Genomic DNA, 17827 nt, shown 5'->3' with positions numbered 1-17827 from the left:
GCATACGCCGTGATTCTGTCCACGGCTTTAATTGGACCCTAAACGATGGAACTTGACGTTTGGTTGATGAAAATACTCAACATCCCAAGTTTTTCCTACCGCGTGAAAGGCTTCCATTCCCGTCGCGAATGTTGCATCTTGAGCCCGCTGCGGCGACCGGAAGCATTCAACCCGAAGTTCGCCCGGCGCGATGAGGCCTCCTCCGGCGCCCTGTTTTCGGGCCTGCCGAAGCGAGCGCCGACCCGCTGAACACTGTCGCATGTCCATATCGGAGATGCGGCCCCGACCACCGCAGGCCAGCCGGCGTCCGCCGCATCGGGTCTGCCAAAGGAAACGCGAAGATGCGCGAGCAACGCCTGCATCATTTCCAAATCTCGACAGGCCGAGACTCGCTTTCCAGCACCCCGCCACAACTGTCTCCTGTTGCCGCCGAAAGCGGCCGGGCCGGACTGTATGTGCGCGCAGGAGAATCCCTTAATGTCAAAGAAAATGCTGATCGATGCAGGTCATCCCGAGGAGACCCGCGTCGTCGTAGTCGATGGACCCAAAGTCGAGGAATTTGATTTCGAAGCCGCTGCGAAGCGGCCGATACGCGGCAACATCTATCTGGCCAAGGTCACGCGAGTAGAACCCTCGCTGCAGGCCGCCTTCGTCGAATACGGCGGAAACCGTCACGGTTTCCTCGCCTTCAACGAGATCCATCCGGATTACTACCAGATCCCCTACGAGGATCGCCTCGCCCTGGCCGAGGAAGAAGCCTCTGTCGTCGCCGATGAGGATGACGAGGAGGAGGACGCCAGCGAAACGCCCGAGGCCCAGGCCGAGGACGCATCCGACGCGGACAAGTCCAACGAAAACGCCAGTGACGGCGATGACGCGAACGAAGACGGTGACGACACGTCTGCAGAGACGATCGAGACCGACAGCGATGACGTCGAGGACGATATCGACGAGCAGAAGGCTGCGCGCATGCGCCGCCAACTCTATCGTCGCTACAAGATCCAGGAGGTCATCAAACGCCGCCAGGTGCTGCTGGTCCAGGTCGCCAAGGAAGAACGTGGCAACAAGGGCGCGGCCCTGACCACCTACCTTTCCCTGGCCGGTCGTTATTGTGTGCTGATGCCAAACACCCCGCGTGGTGGCGGCATTTCCCGCAAGATCTCCAATGCAGCTGACCGCAAGCGTCTGAAATCTGTCGTCGGCGAGCTGGATCTGCCGAAAGGTGTCGGCCTGATCATCCGTACGGCAGGCGCCAAGCGGACCAAGGTCGAGATTCGCCGCGACGCCGACTATCTGATGCGCCTGTGGAGTAATATCCGTGAGGCGACGCTCAAGGCTGTGGCCCCTTCCCTGATTTACGAAGAAGGCAATCTGGTCAAACGCGCCATTCGCGATCTCTACGACAAGGAAATCGATTCCGTCCTGGTCGAAGGCGAAGCGGCCTACAAGGAAGCCAAGGGCTTCATGCGCATGCTCATGCCGAGTCATGCCAAGAAGGTCCAGCATTACAAGGAGCCGGTTCCGCTCTTCCTGCGCCATCAGGTCGAGAATCAGCTCGAGGCCATCTACTCGCCGATCGCACCTCTCAAATCCGGCGGCTATCTGGTCATCAACCCGACCGAGGCGCTGGTCTCGATCGACGTCAACTCGGGACGCGCCACGCGTGAGCGCAATATCGAGGCAACTGCCCTGAAGACCAATCTGGAAGCGGCAACCGAAGCCGCGCGCCAGATGCGCCTGCGTGACCTGGCGGGCCTGATCGTCATCGACTTCATCGACATGGATGAATCGAAGAATAATCGTGCCGTCGAAAAGCGCATGAAGGACGTGCTCAAACGCGATCGTGCGCGATTGCAGATGGGCCGTATCTCACAGTTCGGCCTGATGGAGATCTCCCGCCAGCGGCGCCGCACCAGCCTGATCGAGGGCTCGACGACGGAATGTCCGCATTGTAGCGGAACCGGCCTGCTGAGGTCTGCGGAGTCCAGTGCCCTGGTCGCGCTGCGCGGTCTGGAACAGGAAGGCACTCGCGGTCGCGCGAAAGCAATCCGGATCACCGTCCCGACATCTGTCGCGCTGTATCTGCTCAACGAAAAGCGTGACCACCTGCTCTCGATCGAGGAACGCTTCGAGATGCGCATCATGGTAGCGGCCAATGATCAGCTCATTGCACCTACGTTCAACATCGAACTCCTGGACACGCGTGAGCCGGGTCAGGAGCTGAAGATCGAACTGGCCCCGCTCTCTGTCGAATCAATCGACGAGATCGAGGCTGACGAGCCGGAAGTCCAGGAAGAGGAAGAGCGTGAAGGTGGCGGTCGCCGCCGCCGGCGTCGCCGTCGTCGCCGTGGTGGCAAGGGCGAAGACAACGCGTCTGCTGAAACAAGCTCTGATGAGAACGAGGATACATCGTCCGACGCCGAGGCGGATACCGATGATGATGACGAGGACAAGCCGAAACGCCGCCGCCGTCGTGGTCGTCGCGGTGGCCGAGGTCGTCGCCGGGGCGAGAACGCCAGTGCGGAAACCGATGGCGAGACCAACGAGGGGGCCGAGCCATCCGAGAACGGCGAAGCTGTAGCCGAAGCCGAAGCACCCACCGCTGAAGCCGAAACCGACACTGAAGCTGAAGCTGAAGCGCGGGCGGCCGAGGACGAGAAGCCCAAACGCAAGCGCCGCCCGCGTCGCAAGAAGGCAGATGCGGAGGTCGAGAGCGAAGCCGCAACTGATGAGGCGGCTGCTGAACCGGCCGAAGCCTCCGCTGAAGACACGGAGACCGCCGCCGAGGACGCTAAGGTAGAAAAGCCCAAGCGTACACGTCGCCCGCGCCGCAAGAAGGCTGACGCCGGCGTAGAATCTGCGGCAAGCGAGGACAAGGCTGAAACGCCAGCCGAGCCCGAAGCAGATGCCAAGGCCGAGGGAGAAAAGCCGAAACCAAAGCGTCGCACGCGCCGCAAGAAGGCAGAACCGGAAGCTGAAACTGCGGAAGACGCCAAAACGGCTGAGCCCGCTGCGGAAAAGGCTGAAGAAAAAGCTGAACCGGAAGCGACGGAAAAGCCCAAGCGCCGCCGTACCAGAAAGAAGGCTGCTGACGCGCCCGCCGCTGAGGACGCTCCCAAAGCCGCAGAGCCGGAGCCCGTCGCAGCCGAACCTGTTGCTGCAGCAGAGCCGGCTGTTGAAACCCCTGCCGAGGCGGCAGACGACAAGTCGGACAAGCCCAAGCGCAAGGGCTGGTGGAACCGCACCGGTCTGTTCGGCAACTGATCAGATCCTGTTCACCCGGCTCTCGACATGGTGAGAGCCGGGTGAACGCCTGACGCTGGCGCTTTGGGGAAGCGCTGCTAAGATATTGCTGCGGGGGCTGTGTAGTGGAGGTAGGATGAAAATCCTCAAAGCCATCGCCGTAGCGTTTACTCTTGCCACGGCAACAAGTGTTGAAGCCTTGGGTCAATCGCTGATCCGGGATACCGAGATCGAGCAGGTCCTGCGCGAATATACCGATCCGATTCTGGTTGCGGCAGGATTGCTGCCAGCAGATGTTGATCTCTATCTGGTCGCGGACCCGACCCTGAACGCCTTTGTAACGGGCGGTCAGAATATTTTCCTGCATACCGGCATCATCGTCGAAGCAGGCACACCCAACCAGCTCAAGGGCGTCATCGCTCACGAGACCGGCCATATCGCCGGCGCCCATCTGGCACGGTCCGGCGATGCCATGCAGGCTGCTGCAGTACCGGTTTATGTGTCAATGGGACTGGGCTTGCTCGCTGCACTCGCTGGCGAAGGCGGTGCCGGTGCCACGCTGATGGCTTCAAGCCAGCAATTCGGCGCGCTGTCCTTCCTCACTTACAGCCGCGGCCAGGAAGCTTCGGCTGATCAGGCTGCTCTCGGCTATCTGGAGGAGACCGGCCAGTCCGGCCAGGGCCTCGTCGAATTCTTTGACCGCTTTCGCTACCAGGAAGTGATGTCGAACGCGCGCCGCTTCCCCTATTTCCGGTCCCACCCGCTGTCCAGCCACCGTATCGACGCGCTGCGCGAGAATGTGGAACAGTCCGAATTTTTCACGGTTCAGGATTCCCCCGAGGACATCGCCGATCTGCGCCGCATCCAGGCCAAGATCTATGGCTTCCTGGTCGAGCCGGAATTTGTTTTCTATCGCTATCCGGAAACCGACCAGTCCCTGCCGGCGCGTTATGCCCGTGCTGTGGCCTATTACCATGACGCCCGCCTGGACGAAGCGCGCGAAGAGATCGAGAGCCTGATCGCAGAAGAGCCGGAAAACCCCTATTTCCATGAACTTTACGGCCAGATGCTGTTCGAAAGCGGTCGCGCCGAGGAAAGCATCCAGTATCACGCCCGCTCGGTAGAGCTGTTGCCGACCGCGCCCTTGCTGCGCGTAAATCTCGCCATCTCTCAGATCGCCACGGAAGACCCGCAATTGCTGGAGGACGCCCGCCGAAACCTGCGCATCGCACTGGATATCGAGCCGGACAATGCCTTTGCCTGGTATCAGCTTTCCATCGTGCATGAACGCAGCGGAGAAACCGCGCTGGCCCAGCTGGCTGTCGCCGAACAGGCCTTTGCGGTTGGCAATTCCGGCCGCGCCCGCCAGTTCGCAATGCGTGCCCGGGCAAATCTGGAACAAGGCACACCCGCCTGGTTCCGCGCCACCGAGATCGAGGCGGTCTCCATACCGACCCGCGAGGAAATCCGCCGCCAGCGCCGCAGAAACTAGGCAAGCAGCAGATGGACCCTGCAGAACCGGACACGCCTGATGGCCTGACCGTGCGCTCGCATGGCGCGCTCTCCGAGATCCCTCGCGAGGCGTGGGACCGGCTGGCAAATCCGGCGGGGCAGGAATTCGATCCTTTCCTGAGCTGGGATTTCCTGCAGGCCCTGGAGGAAAGCGGCAGTGTCTCGCCGGAGGCCGGCTGGTATCCACGTCACCTGGCGCTGGAAAATGCCGCGGGCGAACTGATCGGTGTCCTGCCGCTCTATCTCAAGGCGCACAGCCAGGGCGAATATGTCTTCGACCACGCCTGGGCCGATGCCTGGGAACGTGCTGGCGGGCAGTATTACCCCAAAATGCAGACGGCGGTTCCCTTTACCCCGGTGACAGGACGGCGCCTTCTGGCTGCCGACGAGGCTACCCGCCGCACACTCGCCTCCGCCGCGGTCCAGGCAGCATCCCAGTGGAATATCGCCAGCTGGCATATCACTTTCCCGGACGAGAAAAGCTGGCAGGAAATGGCGGCCATGGGCCTGTTACAGCGCGTGGACCGGCAATACATCTGGCACAATCAGGACTATGCCAGTTACGCCGACTTCCTGGACGCGCTCTCTTCCCGCAAGCGCAAGGCCTTGCGCAAGGAACGCGAAGCCGCGCAGACCGGGCTGGAGATCGAACAACTCACCGGTGATGATCTGCGCCCGGAACACTGGGATGTGTTTTTCGCCTGTTACCAGGAAACCGGGTCGCGCAAATGGGGCTATCCCTATCTCAACCGGGCCTTTTTCGATCTGCTGCACCAACGCATGCGCGACAAGGTCCTGCTGGTCATGGCCAAACATGACGGGCGCTACATCGCCTCGGCACTGAACCTGATCGGCTCCAACGCTCTCTATGGCCGCTATTGGGGGCGCCTGGCGGATCACCCCTATCTGCATTTCGAGCTCTGTTATCACCAGGCCATCGATGCCGCGATCGCACTGAAACTGGACCGCGTCGAGGCGGGAGCCCAGGGCGAACACAAGCTGGCGCGTGGCTATCTGCCCTCGCCCGTCTATTCGGCGCATTACATTGCAGATGAAGGCTTTCGCGGCGCTGTGTCAGATTTCCTGGACCAGGAACGCCCGGCCGTGCTGCACGATATCGAATTGCAGCGCCAGGAGAGTCCGTTTAAGGCCGGAGAACCCAAACAGGAGACGCACAATGAGCATCGACGGCCAGTATGATCCGGAGAATATCTTCGCCAAGATCCTGCGCGGCGAGATGCCCTGTGTGAAAGTCTATGAGGACGAACAGGTGCTCGCCTTCATGGATATTTTCCCGCAAGCGCCCGGCCATGTCCTGGTCGTGCCGCGCGAACCGGCGCGCAATCTGCTGGAACTGACCGACGGCGCACTCCAGGGCGCCATGCTGCGCGTCAAGCGCATCGCCCAGGCGGTTAAAAAGGCGCTCAATCCCGACGGCATCGTGATGACCCAGTTCTCCGGCGCCCCGGCTGGTCAGACCGTGTTCCACGTCCATTTCCACATCATCCCGCGCAAGGAAGGCGAAGCCCTGGGCGCGCATGGCGGTGGCCAGGCGGATATGGCGGAGCTGCAGGTCCAGGCGGAGAAAATCGCTGCGGCGATCGAGATGCCTTAGGGAGAAGGTATCAAGCCGCCTCATCCTGACGAAAGTCAGGACCTAGGGGTCAGCATGGCCGGTTCTTGTTAGGCTGCAGACCTTTGCGGGCTGGCACTAATTGATGGGTGGCCTTGCCTATTGGGCGGCCCCAGCTCAACGCGGAGGAATAATCGGTACGTGTCCCCGTTTTTTCCGGTACGTATCCCGGTTTTTTTTCGCGCCAAACCGGTTGTCCGCCCACCCACCGACATGATGGCCCACCGCGCCGCCAACGCCCGCCGCAGCCACGCTGGTCCAGGAGAAGCTGTCCTGGATACCGGTCGCGAGACTAAAACCCTGTGAAAAGTGGTGTGCCCCTGTACTTTAGCTCTCGATAATCAAGGGAAGGTCGCGTTCGGCTGCCTCCTTGGCCAACGACACGATCTTCTTCAAGATATCCAGATGTTCGAACTCTGGATTGCGCTCAATCGCCTGCTCAACAACTCTGGCGAAACCGATGAGGTTGTCTTTCCCTTCGACCCAATCCTCCTCATAGGTAACCCAATAAACGCCATAAATCACAGTCGCATCACCCACAAGCATGCGAATCGAACTGAAAATTTCCTCTTCGAAGTTCAGAATCATGTTGTCCGCCCGATCCAAAATTGAATCGACAAACTCTGCATCATCTTGGCTTGTGATTTTCTTCGCTGGCAAAATAAAGGCGACGTTTCTCGGGGAAAGCACCATATCTATGATCCAGTATTGCGGTAGTGCCTAGCAGCATTCCGTTCCGGCTGAGACATTCCTACCTGTCTTGTTCGACCGTTGGGTAGCTGTTCTATCCGGTTAGCCGAAGCTGGAGAAAAACAGGGACACAGACCGTTTTTCTAGCGTGCCCCCGTTTATCGCACCGCTCACATGTTTGGCGAAGCAGATCCTTGGAGGGACGGCCACTAAGCCGAGAGTGTCCCTGGTTAGTGGGCGCCCACAGCTCAACGCGGAGGTATAATCGGTACGTGTCCCCGTTTTTGAGAATATGTGTCTGCCCCAGTTTATAACCCCAACGCCTCCAAAAACACTTCCCCAAAATCCTTCAGCTTCTTCGGACCGACGCCGTTGACGCTGGCCATTTCGTCCAGGGTGCGCGGTTGTAGGTGGCACATGTCGATGAGGGTCGCGTCGGAGAAGATCACATAGGCCGGGACATTGCGCTCTGCGGCCAGCTCGCGGCGCACGGTCTTGAGGCGGGAGAGCAGGTCAGGGTCCACATCGGCTGCTGCGGCGGCGATGGCGGCCTTGGTGCGGCGGGTCTCTTTCTTCACGACGATTTCGCGGATCTCGACACTCGCCTTGCCGCGCAGGACGGCGTCGCCGCTTTCGGTCAGGCGCAGGCCACCATAACCGCCGATATCCAGCTCCAGATGACCTGAGGCCAGCATCTGGCGGGTCAGGCCTTGCCAGAAGGCCTTGGGCCGGTCCTGGCCGACGCCATAGGTGGGCAATTGATCATGGCCGCGGGCAAGCACTTTCTCGGACGCCGAGCCGCGCAGGATGTCGGTGATATGGCCCACGCCAAACACCTGGCCGGTGCGGGCAATGGCCGAAAAAAGCATCTGCGCCTCGCGCGTGCCATCGATCAGGGTCGGCGGATCTAGACAGATATCGCAATTGCCACAGGCCTGACCGCCCGTCTCCCCGAAATAAGCCAATAGCGCCAGGCGGCGGCACTGGGTCGCCTCGCAATAGGCCAGGAGCGCGTCCAGGCGTTTGTGTTCCTGGCGTTTGTGACGCTCATCCTCACCATCCTGGTCGATGAATTGTCGCCGCATGCGCGCATCGCACATGGCATAGAGCATCATGGCATCCGCCGGCTGACCATCGCGGCCGGCGCGGCCGATCTCCTGGTAATAGGCCTCCATCGAGCCCGGCAGGGAGAGGTGGAGGACATAACGGATGTCGGGTTTGTCGATGCCCATGCCAAAAGCGATCGTGGCCACCATAACCAGGCCGGCCTCTGCCATGAAGGCTTCCTGGTTTTCCCGCCGCGTGTCCGGCTCCAGCCCGGCGTGATAGGGCAAGGCACGAAAACCCTGCCCGACCAGCAAATCAGCGACCTCTTCGGTCTGTTTGCGCGACAGGCAATAGACAATACCGGACTGTTTGCGCCGCGGATCGAGATACTCGAGCAGCTGGTCCTTCCATTTCTGTTTTGGCGCGACTGCCAGCGACAGGTTGGGCCGGTCAAAGCCGTGCACAACGATATCGCCCTCACCGGCAAACAGCTTGGCTGCGATATCGCGGCGGGTAACCTCGTCCGCCGTGGCCGTGAAGGCGCCGATGACGGCATCGGGAAAACGTTCGGACAGAGCGGACAGCATCTCGTATTCCGGCCGGAAACTGGCCCCCCATTTGGAAATACAATGCGCCTCGTCAATGACGAACATGGCGGGCTGCAGCCCGTCCAGCGCTGCCAGCATGCGGCCGGTCATCATGCGCTCCGGCGACATGTAGAGGAGTTTGGCCTCGCCCGATTTAAAACTCTGCCAGGCCTGCACGTTTTCCTCACGGTCGCGCCCGGAATGGATCGCCACGGCCTTGACGCCATTGGCTGCCAGGCCCGCGACCTGGTCATCCATCAGGGCCGTCAGCGGCGAGACCACCACGCTCGGCCCGTCCATCAACAGCGCCGGCACCTGGTAACACAACGACTTTCCTGCACCGGTCGGCATGACACACAACGTGTTCGTCCCGGCCAGCAACCGATCGACAATCTCCTCCTGCCCGGGCCTGAAACCGGGAAAGCCAAACGTGCTGGACAGGAGATCGAGGGAGCGTGACATCACGGATAGCAGGTTACGGGACAACAAGACGGTCAGGCGTTGCGGTTGCACAGCATGAATAAGTGGCCCGCCGCGTTCCGCCTAGGAAGACACACAGTTCTCAGGCCTCTTGCTTGGCACACGGAACGTGATGCCATGAATAATAACACCGCCAAATGCAAATAATCTTTTGCGTTTTGCAACTAATCGCGCCGCATTCTGCAATACCCTTCGAAACTAGGCTGGATAACAATGAGTTAACAACGGCCCTGAACTTGCGTCTCCTAAAAGGTAAGAACGGGGAGAGTGAAGCGTGATCGAGGATCAGCACAACACGCGTGGGGACATGCACACTCCGCTCGCCGCAGAGCGAGAGCTGCAAATCTATCGTGAATTCGCGGCCCGGCTCGTCAGCCTCAACAAGGAAGACGAGCTGCTCTGGTACGTCGCGCAGAGCGTGGTCGGACGGTTGGGCTATGCAGACTGCGTGATCTACAGGCTGGAGCGCGAGACAGACACCCTCGTACAGGCCGCGGCGATCGGCGAAAAAACGCCTCTGCGGCGACAGATCAAGAACGCACTGCGCATTCCTGTCGGAAAAGGCATTACCGGCGCGGTCGCCGACAGCCATACCCCGTTGCTGGTCGGGGATACCCGCGCCGATCCGCGTTATATCCACGACCTCGCTCCGCCCGGTTCGGAGTTATGCGTTCCGATCCTGCACGGCAATGAATTGCTCGGCGTGCTGGATTCCGAACATCCCTCACCCGGCTGGTTTCGCGAATCCGATCTGGAGACATTCAAGGCCATCGCTGCGTTGACGGCTGCGCAATGGGCGCAATGCCGCCTGATCAGCTCCCTGCGCTCGGCCACGACACGCCTGCGTGTCGCCGAACGCGAGGCCGATGCGGCCAACCGGGCCAAACAGGATTTCCTGGCCAATATCAGTCATGAGGTTCGCACCCCGCTCAACGGGATTTCCGGTTGCCTGGACATCCTCGCCGAGACCGGAATAAATGACAAACAGCTCGCCTTGATAGCGCGGGCCTCGCGGTCCAGCGATGACCTCACCGCCCTGATCGATCAACTGCTCGACTTCTCACGGATCGAAGCCGGGACAATGCAGGTCAAGGAGGAGACCGGACGGCTCGAAACCCTCGTGGAAGATGTACTCGGCGCCTTCACCAAACAAGCGGCCCGCTCTGATCTCAATTTCAACGTTAAAAGCGACATCGCCCCGCTACCTGTCCGCACCGATCACCACAGGGTTCGCCAGATCCTGTTTAATCTCACGCAGAATGCACTCAAATTCACCGACCAGGGCCAGGTCGATGTGACGATTGAACGTCAGGCCGGCGACGAGCTTGTCCTACGCGTTTGCGACACCGGCATCGGCATGACCCGGGCGACCCGCGAGCGTGTGTTTGGCCGTTTTGTCCAGGCGGATGCTTCCCGCTCAAGGCGACATGGGGGCGTGGGTCTCGGCCTGGCCATCACCCGAAGCCTGGTCGACCTGTTGAACGGCACCATCACCGTGACTTCGCAAACCGGCGTCGGCACGACGTTTACCGTCCGCATTCCCGTGAACGAGGATGTGACCCCCGCGCAGACGGAATCGCCGGTCGACAGCAGCATCCCCGACTGCAGCGATATCCAGATCCTGCTAGCCGAGGACAGCGACACCAATGCCTTTGTTGTGACCCACCATCTGACACGGTGCGGCGCCCGCGTGATCCGTGCCGCCAATGGACGCGAAGCGCTCGCAGCGCTGGATAAACACCGTTTTGATGCGGTCCTGATGGATGTGTCCATGCCGGAAATGGACGGGCTGGAAGCAACCATGCGCTTGCGCGAGCGGGAGGAGTTGGCCGCCCTGCCCGTCATCGCGCTGACAGCCCATGTCGCCGAGGCTGACATCCGTGCCTGCGAAGATGCGGGCATGAACAGCTTCCTGTCCAAGCCAATCGACCGAGCCTCCCTTTACCGGACGCTCGGCCAACACATCTCCCGAAACAAGGACGGAGCGGACCGGGACTAGACCGCGATCGTCAATGCCGCCCGGGCGGGCACGCCGCCAGCGACGAAACGCTTGTAAACATCGAGGGCAGCCTCTCCGCCTGCTTCTTCGACATAGTCGAAATAGCGCGACCCGGCATCGGCAAACCCGTCCCAACCGGCGCGATAGCGAGCATCGAAAGCCTCCTGCCCCCACTCCTTGATGCGGGCCCGCGCATGGTCCGGAGCGAAGAAGAATTGCGGTTTTGGTCCCGGCAGGTGCGAAGCCGGCACGCTCTTTTCCCAGTGCGCGCCACCGACACGGATATTCGCCATCAGCTGATCGACCAGTCGGGTATGGATCGCCGTGTTGATGTCACTGCTGCCCGCGAAGTCGACGACGACGTGCCGCTCGTCCTGAGGCAGGCTGTCGAGCGCATCATAGGTGACGATTTCGTCGTAGAGCTCCAGCCCCTCCACGAATTGCGCATTGCCCTTCGAGGTCAACGCCCGAACGCTCACCCCCTCAACCGGATGAGCCTTGAGCAGCCAGGCCAGGGCAATCGCGGTCTTGGACGAGGCCGACGTCAGGGAAATCGACTGGGCGCCAAACGCCTGTTCATCCCGCAGGAAGGTGGCCAGCAGGAAGGAGGTGATGAAGAGCGGCTGCAGGACCATTTGCGCGGCCTCGCGGTCGGGCGACCACAACGGGTCCGCGGCGCACCGGACATAGCGATTATAGGCTGGCGGCAATTCCGCCCTGTGCGCGGTGAAATCAATGAAGCTTGCGCTCTCCACGTTGCCCGGCTGAACGATGAGCTCAGCCCCTGCGGGGAAGTATCCGTAAATCCGTTCCCCGACCGTCAGCGCATCGCATCGCGTCTCGGTGACTTCTGCAAAACCCCAGACCGGCAGCCGCCCGCGATCATCCTGCCCCGGGAAAAACTCCCAGTAACGCATCACAGTGCCGAAGGCGGCGTAGGTGATATTATTGGCCGTCAGCGCGAAACGGCGAACAGCCAGGCGTGTTTCGCCCGCTGCCAGCTCGCGCCCGGCTTCTTCTGTCAGCCTGACATCCGCGATTGCCTCGCGGGCAATGGACAATGCCCAGTTCATCTTCGATCTCCCGTGAAATTATTGTCTTGTCGAACCATTTATCGACAGGATTCCGGCCCATGCAAGCGCCTGACACGCAAACAAAAACGGCGCCCCGATGGAGCGCCGTCACTTGTTCCGAATGAACAGGAATTACTCGGAATAGGACACTAGGGTCGCCGTTCCGGAATTGCCTTCATTCGTCGTATAGGTCGTAGAGGAACCCACTTCCTGGCTTGCCTCGGCAAAGGTAACGCACAGGCCGCTGGACGCACAAAGCTGGTTGGTGCCTTCGTCCCAGGTGTAGGATTCCGGCGTGCTGCCGTTCACGGAAGCCGTGCCAGCCGTCGTGTCCAGCACGAGCGTGAAGCTCTCACCAGTGCTACGGGTCAGCTCGATGACCATCTCGCCAGCAAAAGCCGGAGCCGCAGCGAGAAGCGCAACAGCGGCGCCTGCGATCAGTTTTTTCATAGTCTCTCTCCCCTTTTTGAGATCGTTTATCGACCAGAACGATCTGGTGGCGTAATCGTTAACAGCTCCATCTCAGGAGGCAATGCGAAATTCGCCCATCGCGGGAATTGATTCCATCAACCTCTCGTCAGAAATGCGGCGACCACATCATCAGATAGGCAGCGAAGACGCCAAAACCGGTGGCCAGACCGCCCAGCAGCGTCACCCCAGCCATGCTCCACTTGAACGCGCCTGACGGGCTGTCAGCGGCCCATTGATACAGCGTCAACACGGCCAACGGCAGCAGGTAACAGGCAAAGGAGATGGCAATATCGGCCGGCCCGTCGAGCTGTCGGGAATTGCCCATCGGCCCCTGGTTCATCATGTACCACCCCATCAGGCAAATACGGAAAAACCAGACCCCATTGGCAACGATGAACAGCCGCATGGCCCAGCGCCGGTGGACGTCGATCCTGCGCTTTACCGCGTAAAACAGGGTCAGGCCCGCAAAGACGACGATCAGGTGCGCATTGAAGCTGACACCCAGCGCCCCGATATCACTCAGCCGGACACCCTGGGCCCAGGTCATGAAATAGCCGCCAATCGCCAGAACCAGGGCAATCAGGATGAATACCCGCCCGGTCCAGCGGTGCAGCGCCGGGAAACGTTTGCGAAGCGGAGGGGTCAGCTGCAGCGTGCCGCCGACAATCATCACCATCGCGAGGAGGACGTGGCTGAGAAACAGGAGATTGCCGATGAAATCACCATCGACATACCCGCTGATCAGGCCTCGATCATTGATCGTGCCATAATCACCGGTGAGCGACTTCCGGCCGTAATACATGGCGATGTAGTAGACGAAGACCCACTGGCCTGCCGTGGCTATGAGGAACCACAACACGCCGGCTGATTTGAGCATGCCCTGCGCCCTGCCGGCACTATTCCTCTGGCTCGCGACATCAGTCATTTCACTTACCTTTCCTGCCTGTGCCCGCGCAAACTTGCGGCGGGTCCTGGACGGAAATGGCGTGATATCGACGCTCCGGTCCTGCCGATTTGGAAATCGGCGACAGTTTTTGTGAGGGATTTGGCGACAGCCTGTCACCCTTGATCCGGTATCGCGTTTGCAGGAGTGTGCGCGACCTTGATGGAGTGGCTCATGTTGATGCTGGCAAATTCGATCAAACTGGCGATCGCCAGTGGCTGCCTGGTCTGGGTGTTATGGGTGTTGCGCCGCGGGCGTTTCAGCGCGCTGGAGACCAGCTGGGCTGTATTCTGCACCTCGATGGGACTGGTGCTGTTGCACGAGGTCTTCTCTGATGTGCTGGGCCAATACGCGCTCCTGCTCGGCATGGCCGGCGGGGCGACCTGCAGCGTCTTCTATCTTTATGCGCGTGCACTCTTCCGCCCCGCCGCACAGATCGGCTGGCCACACCTGTTGCTCGTCAGCGGGATTTTCCTTCCCTCGGTGATCAAGCGCGGGCTGCTTTTCTTTGGCGATCCCAATTGGACAGCCAGTGCCGGTTTTGCCGTTATTGATGACACGCTGGGCAGTTTCCAGATCCTGCTGAGCTCAACCGCCCTGTTGCTCAGCTTCGCCGAGGCCGGCCGCGGTTTTGCCAATACAAACGGATCCGAACGCCATCTGCGCCTCGCCTTCCTCGGGGCGTTTGGTGTGTGCGTGAGCGTCTGCATGGTCTTGCCGGTACGCGAGACGCTCTCTGCCAATGCGGAGTATCTCGCCCAGTCGATCTGCGCGCTCAGTATTTTCGCAGTGTCCTCGGTGGCGCTGGTTTTCCGCCTGCAGAACCCGCTGACCAAAACGGGTGAGCGCCTGCGCGCACGCCAGTCCGAAATGACCTCCGACGATCTCGCCCTGGGCCAGCGTATCGAGACCCTGTTCCGCGACGAGGCCCTGCATCTCAATGCCGAGCTGAAAGTCGCCGACATCGCCCGCCGTCTGATGGAGCCAGAATATCGTATCAGCCGTGCCATTACGGCCGGGCTGGGCGAAGCCAATTTCAACCGCCTCGCCAACCGATACCGGATTGATCATGCCTGCGCCCTGCTGACTGATCCGATCGCCACACCCAGGCCGATTCTCGACATCGCACTGGATAGTGGATTCGCGTCGCTGGGCCCGTTCAACCGTGCCTTCAAGGCCCGTACCGGCCTCACCCCGCGCCAGTACCGGAGCCAGGCGAATTGGCGCGATACCGGGGCGGTCAGCGCGGAGTAACCATCCGGGCGATCAACCGGCCCGACATTCGAACCAGACGTTCATGGCCAGCGGCCCGGAGGCGTGAAACCCGACCGGCTGACCGGATTGTGCACGCACAAACTCAATTCGCTGTAGCGGCCCCTCCCCGGCAAAGGTGTCGGGCTGGTACGGCGTGAACTCGAAGGACTGCAGTCTGGGATGGTGCGCTATCAACACGCCATCGCGCGCTTCAAGCCGGTAGTGCGTTTCCAGCTCCTCGCTGAAGCAACGCCCTGCAAATTCATTGATATCAAGACTTTCCGGCTGGAAGCTCTCCAGCGCAATTCGCGGCGCCCATAAGGTGCCGTGAAGGCCAATCCGGTATCCCATCCGAGCGGCTGGGGTGCCACGCTGCGCCTCGAAGACAAGCGAGAGGTCCGGTGACGTACTCAGCCGGAATTCGCCAGGTCCGATTTGGACAAGGGGCGCGAGGTCATCTCGTGACGCACCATGGGGAGCAAAGGTCAGCCCTCCTTCTCCCGCGCGCAGCGAGAAGATCACCCCCGGATAAAACTCGTAATCACCCGCGAGACCCTGCAAGTCGTTCAGGGAATGCGGTTCCCAGTTATCCGCTTGTGGCCCAACATAGCGAGGGTCGTTCTCGAGCCAAGCATCCATCAGCGCAAAGGCCATTGCCGCGGTGTCAAAATCTGTACGATTGCTCAGGATCACGATTTCCAGATCGGCAGCCGGAACGCGCAGCAGGAAAGACCTGTAGCCTGCGTCTCGCCCGCCATGTGACCAGGTCGCAACCCCGTTATGAACCCGCAATTCCTGCCCTCGGCCAAACGTGGACACCTCACCATTCTCCGCCGTGTAACGGGCAGCCATTAACTCGAAGACGCGCGATGAACCAACAACACCGGTTTCAAAGTTTTCCGCCCAGCGCAGAACGTCGAGAGCCGTTGTATAGAGCCCGCTTGACCCGATGCTCTCGCTCGCCGAAATCACATTCCGAAAACTCTCGCCAGCCGGGTAGTAGGACGCCGCCCGCTGTGTGACCAGCGCATCGCGATCCGCTGGAAAGCCGGACCGGGTCATGCCGAGCGGAGCAAATACATTCTCCTGCATGAACTCCCGAAAGGGCTGTCCAGACACCCGCTCCACCACGCGTGCCAGCAGGGCATAGCCGGTATTGCTGTACTCAATACGGCTCGCAGCCGGAAAATTCACACCGCGCTGACGGGCCACCAGATCGAAAATGCCATCGCGCGTATGGATGTCTCCCGGCATCCATCCCGCCATTGCCGCGAGTGTATTTTGTTCCCTCAGCCCGCCGGCATGGTCGAGGAGATGCTGCACCGTGACCACATCATCCGTTTCACCGAGTTCCGGCAGATAAGTACGAATATCGTCGCCAAGCTGAATCTGACCCTCGCTGACCAGCAAGAACACCGCGAAGGCCGTGAACTGCTTGGACACAGAAGCAACCTGGAACACGCTATCCGGACTCAACGGCACGCCGTGCTCCAGGTTCGCAAGGCCAGCCCCGCGCGCATAGACGATCTCGTCATTCAAGGAGACTGCGACCGAGACACCTGGCGCACGATCGGAAACCCAGGGGGCCACAATCGCATCGGCACGAGCGGCGGGCGCTTCGGATGCACGCAGTTGCGCTTCTGCGTCGATAGCGCCCAGACTGAATGCGCAGAGCGCGGAGCAAACCAGGGGAAATAGAATTGAACTCATGATGTCACACCTCGTTGAAGACGCGACAGGTGTGAGTGTTTTCTCGGGTCCGAGCGACCGAATACAGGAAATCGAACGTCCGACTTTTCGCCCGTACGCTCATCGAGATGTCAGTTTCGACCGATAGGCGCTGGGTGTCATCCCCGTCTGTTTCTTGAATGCGGTGTTGAAGGAGGATTTGGAGTTGAACCCACTGTCGGTCAGGATCTGCAAGATCGTATGCTGCGGATATCGTTCGAGCAGGTCTTGAGCGTGGCGGACGCGGTATCCGTTGATAAAGTCAAAGAAATGCATGCCAGCACTCTGATTCAACAGTTCCGAAACCTCACGCGGTGTCATGGCGACCAGAAAAGCCAGACGCTCAAGATTCAGATCTGGGTCGAGATAAACTTGCTCGCTTTCAACGCGGACCCGCAAACTTTCGAGCTGAAATGATCCCACAGGCTGACCCGCTATCGGCAGCCGAAGGAGACGCCGGTCCACATCACGGAACAGATGAGGTTGCAGCAGGGATTTTAACGCGATCCAACTGGTTATGCCGAGCGCCAAAAGTGCACCAAAGATCTGCAGGGACGGCACCGCCCAGCCTGCCACTGTATCGGCCAGCAGGTCACGGCTCAGGATCACCAGGCGGGCAAACAATGAAGCCGCAGCCAGTTGGGTTAGCCACAACAGGACCTCAGATCGGGCTCCGGAGTGCTGCTGCTGAAATCGCCTTCGGAAACGCCACAGAAGAAGCAGAATGGCGGTCAGGTAACCAAAATAGATCAGCTGGCTCGTGATCCACGAGACGCGTCCGCCCGGCGCGAGAAGGTCACCGAGAAAACCGAAACTGCCCAGGCCTGGCCAGTTGACCAGAAGCGTGAGCGCGAAAGGTATCCCATGGACCAGATCGATCATCCGCAAGCGAAAATCTGAATAGCAGGACGCGACAAAAAAGAAGAAAAATACCGGCATCTGCAGCTTGCCGAGCGCGAGCCAAATCGTGCTCTGCCAGGTCCAGATGTAATCGCTCGCCCCCCACAGCCAGACTGTCAGTTCAATCGCGGTAAGCGCCAAAAAGCCGGCGAGAAACAGGTTGGGCTGCTTGCGGGGTGATGGCAGGGCGAACAGAAATCCGCTCAACAACAGGCAGACAAAGCCGATCAAGATCGACATCACGCCAAAAAAATTCGCGATTGAGAA

At 60.3% G+C, this 17827-nt stretch carries 14 protein-coding genes; 7 read left to right on the top strand and 7 right to left on the bottom strand.

Features of this window, described 5'->3' with window-relative positions:
- The first annotated feature begins 66 nt into the window (after positions 1–66).
- The 5 genes from SIC17_RS15480 (at position 67) to SIC17_RS15460 (ending at position 6370) form a co-directional block, all read left to right on the top strand.
- On the top strand, positions 67–249 hold the full coding sequence (locus tag SIC17_RS15480; RefSeq protein ID WP_412545934.1) for a hypothetical protein: 183 nt from the start codon (positions 67–69) through the stop codon (positions 247–249).
- A 228-nt stretch (positions 250–477) separates the two neighbouring features.
- Complete coding sequence (locus SIC17_RS15475; RefSeq protein WP_412545933.1) at positions 478–3264, top strand: Rne/Rng family ribonuclease; 2787 nt, start codon at positions 478–480, stop codon at positions 3262–3264.
- 115 nt (positions 3265–3379) lie between these two features.
- The gene (locus SIC17_RS15470; protein ID WP_412545932.1) at positions 3380–4735 is read left to right on the top strand and encodes a M48 family metalloprotease; all 1356 of its coding nucleotides are present in this window, start codon (positions 3380–3382) and stop codon (positions 4733–4735) included.
- Between the two features lie 11 nt (positions 4736–4746).
- Positions 4747–5955, top strand: coding sequence for a GNAT family N-acetyltransferase (locus SIC17_RS15465; protein ID WP_412545931.1), 1209 nt, complete (start codon positions 4747–4749; stop codon positions 5953–5955).
- A complete protein-coding gene (locus SIC17_RS15460; RefSeq protein WP_412545930.1) occupies positions 5933–6370 on the top strand; it encodes an HIT family protein in 438 nt (145 codons plus the stop codon). The genes SIC17_RS15465 and SIC17_RS15460 overlap by 23 nt, the downstream gene beginning before the upstream one ends.
- Positions 6371–6715: 345 nt before the next feature.
- Here SIC17_RS15460 and SIC17_RS15455 read toward each other — a convergent pair whose 3' ends face one another.
- Entirely contained in the window at positions 6716–7081 is a 366-nt protein-coding gene (locus SIC17_RS15455; protein ID WP_412545929.1) for a hypothetical protein, read from the bottom strand.
- A gap of 305 nt (positions 7082–7386) precedes the next feature.
- Positions 7387–9174, bottom strand: a complete 1788-nt coding sequence (gene recQ / locus SIC17_RS15450) for a DNA helicase RecQ (RefSeq protein WP_412545928.1) — start codon at positions 9172–9174, stop codon at positions 7387–7389.
- Between the two features lie 292 nt (positions 9175–9466).
- Here recQ and SIC17_RS15445 point away from each other — a divergent pair, with 292 nt between their 5' ends.
- Complete coding sequence (locus SIC17_RS15445) at positions 9467–11191, top strand: ATP-binding protein (RefSeq protein WP_412545927.1); 1725 nt, start codon at positions 9467–9469, stop codon at positions 11189–11191.
- Here SIC17_RS15445 and SIC17_RS15440 read toward each other — a convergent pair.
- The 3 genes from SIC17_RS15440 to SIC17_RS15430 all read right to left on the bottom strand — a co-directional run bounded on the left by SIC17_RS15440 (position 11188) and on the right by SIC17_RS15430 (position 13612).
- Positions 11188–12264 carry a DUF2855 family protein gene (locus tag SIC17_RS15440; protein ID WP_412545926.1) on the bottom strand — a complete coding sequence of 359 codons (1077 nt, stop codon included), beginning with the start codon at positions 12262–12264 and terminating at the stop codon, positions 11188–11190. The two genes, SIC17_RS15445 and SIC17_RS15440, sit on opposite strands and share 4 nt — an antisense overlap.
- Positions 12265–12396: 132 nt before the next feature.
- Positions 12397–12714 (bottom strand): hypothetical protein, encoded by a 318-nt coding sequence (locus SIC17_RS15435; RefSeq protein WP_412545925.1) that lies wholly within the window; start codon positions 12712–12714, stop codon positions 12397–12399.
- Positions 12715–12841: 127 nt separating this feature from the next.
- A complete protein-coding gene (locus SIC17_RS15430; protein ID WP_412545924.1) occupies positions 12842–13612 on the bottom strand; it encodes a DUF2306 domain-containing protein in 771 nt (256 codons plus the stop codon).
- Positions 13613–13852: 240 nt separating this feature from the next.
- Here SIC17_RS15430 and SIC17_RS15425 point away from each other — a divergent pair, with 240 nt between their 5' ends.
- Positions 13853–14932, top strand: a complete 1080-nt coding sequence (locus tag SIC17_RS15425) for a helix-turn-helix domain-containing protein (protein ID WP_412545923.1) — start codon at positions 13853–13855, stop codon at positions 14930–14932.
- Between the two features lie 12 nt (positions 14933–14944).
- Here the strand turns inward: SIC17_RS15425 and SIC17_RS15420 are convergent, their stop codons facing one another.
- Positions 14945–16642 carry a serine hydrolase domain-containing protein gene (locus SIC17_RS15420; protein ID WP_412545922.1) on the bottom strand — a complete coding sequence of 566 codons (1698 nt, stop codon included), beginning with the start codon at positions 16640–16642 and terminating at the stop codon, positions 14945–14947.
- Between the two features lie 99 nt (positions 16643–16741).
- Positions 16742–17800 (bottom strand): helix-turn-helix domain-containing protein, encoded by a 1059-nt coding sequence (locus SIC17_RS15415; protein WP_412545921.1) that lies wholly within the window; start codon positions 17798–17800, stop codon positions 16742–16744.
- Between the last annotated feature and the right edge of the window lie 27 nt (positions 17801–17827).

This window comes from Maricaulis sp. MIT060901 (assembly GCF_047123815.1).
Taxonomy (GTDB): domain Bacteria; phylum Pseudomonadota; class Alphaproteobacteria; order Caulobacterales; family Maricaulaceae; genus Maricaulis.
Note: the sequence above shows the minus strand (reverse complement) of the source record. Positions and strands in the feature narration are given on the sequence as shown.

Coding starts and splice junctions, on each gene's coding strand:
- SIC17_RS15480 (WP_412545934.1), top strand. CDS start 67: ATGAAAATACTCAACATCCCAAGTTTTTCCTACCGCGTGAAAGGCTTC.
- SIC17_RS15475 (WP_412545933.1), top strand. CDS start 478: ATGTCAAAGAAAATGCTGATCGATGCAGGTCATCCCGAGGAGACCCGC.
- SIC17_RS15470 (WP_412545932.1), top strand. CDS start 3,380: ATGAAAATCCTCAAAGCCATCGCCGTAGCGTTTACTCTTGCCACGGCA.
- SIC17_RS15465 (WP_412545931.1), top strand. CDS start 4,747: ATGGACCCTGCAGAACCGGACACGCCTGATGGCCTGACCGTGCGCTCG.
- SIC17_RS15460 (WP_412545930.1), top strand. CDS start 5,933: ATGAGCATCGACGGCCAGTATGATCCGGAGAATATCTTCGCCAAGATC.
- SIC17_RS15455 (WP_412545929.1), bottom strand. CDS start 7,081: ATGGTGCTTTCCCCGAGAAACGTCGCCTTTATTTTGCCAGCGAAGAAA.
- recQ (WP_412545928.1), bottom strand. CDS start 9,174: ATGTCACGCTCCCTCGATCTCCTGTCCAGCACGTTTGGCTTTCCCGGT.
- SIC17_RS15440 (WP_412545926.1), bottom strand. CDS start 12,264: ATGAACTGGGCATTGTCCATTGCCCGCGAGGCAATCGCGGATGTCAGG.
- SIC17_RS15435 (WP_412545925.1), bottom strand. CDS start 12,714: ATGAAAAAACTGATCGCAGGCGCCGCTGTTGCGCTTCTCGCTGCGGCT.
- SIC17_RS15430 (WP_412545924.1), bottom strand. CDS start 13,612: ATGCTCAAATCAGCCGGCGTGTTGTGGTTCCTCATAGCCACGGCAGGC.
- SIC17_RS15425 (WP_412545923.1), top strand. CDS start 13,853: ATGTTGATGCTGGCAAATTCGATCAAACTGGCGATCGCCAGTGGCTGC.
- SIC17_RS15420 (WP_412545922.1), bottom strand. CDS start 16,642: ATGAGTTCAATTCTATTTCCCCTGGTTTGCTCCGCGCTCTGCGCATTC.
- SIC17_RS15415 (WP_412545921.1), bottom strand. CDS start 17,800: ATGTCGATCTTGATCGGCTTTGTCTGCCTGTTGTTGAGCGGATTTCTG.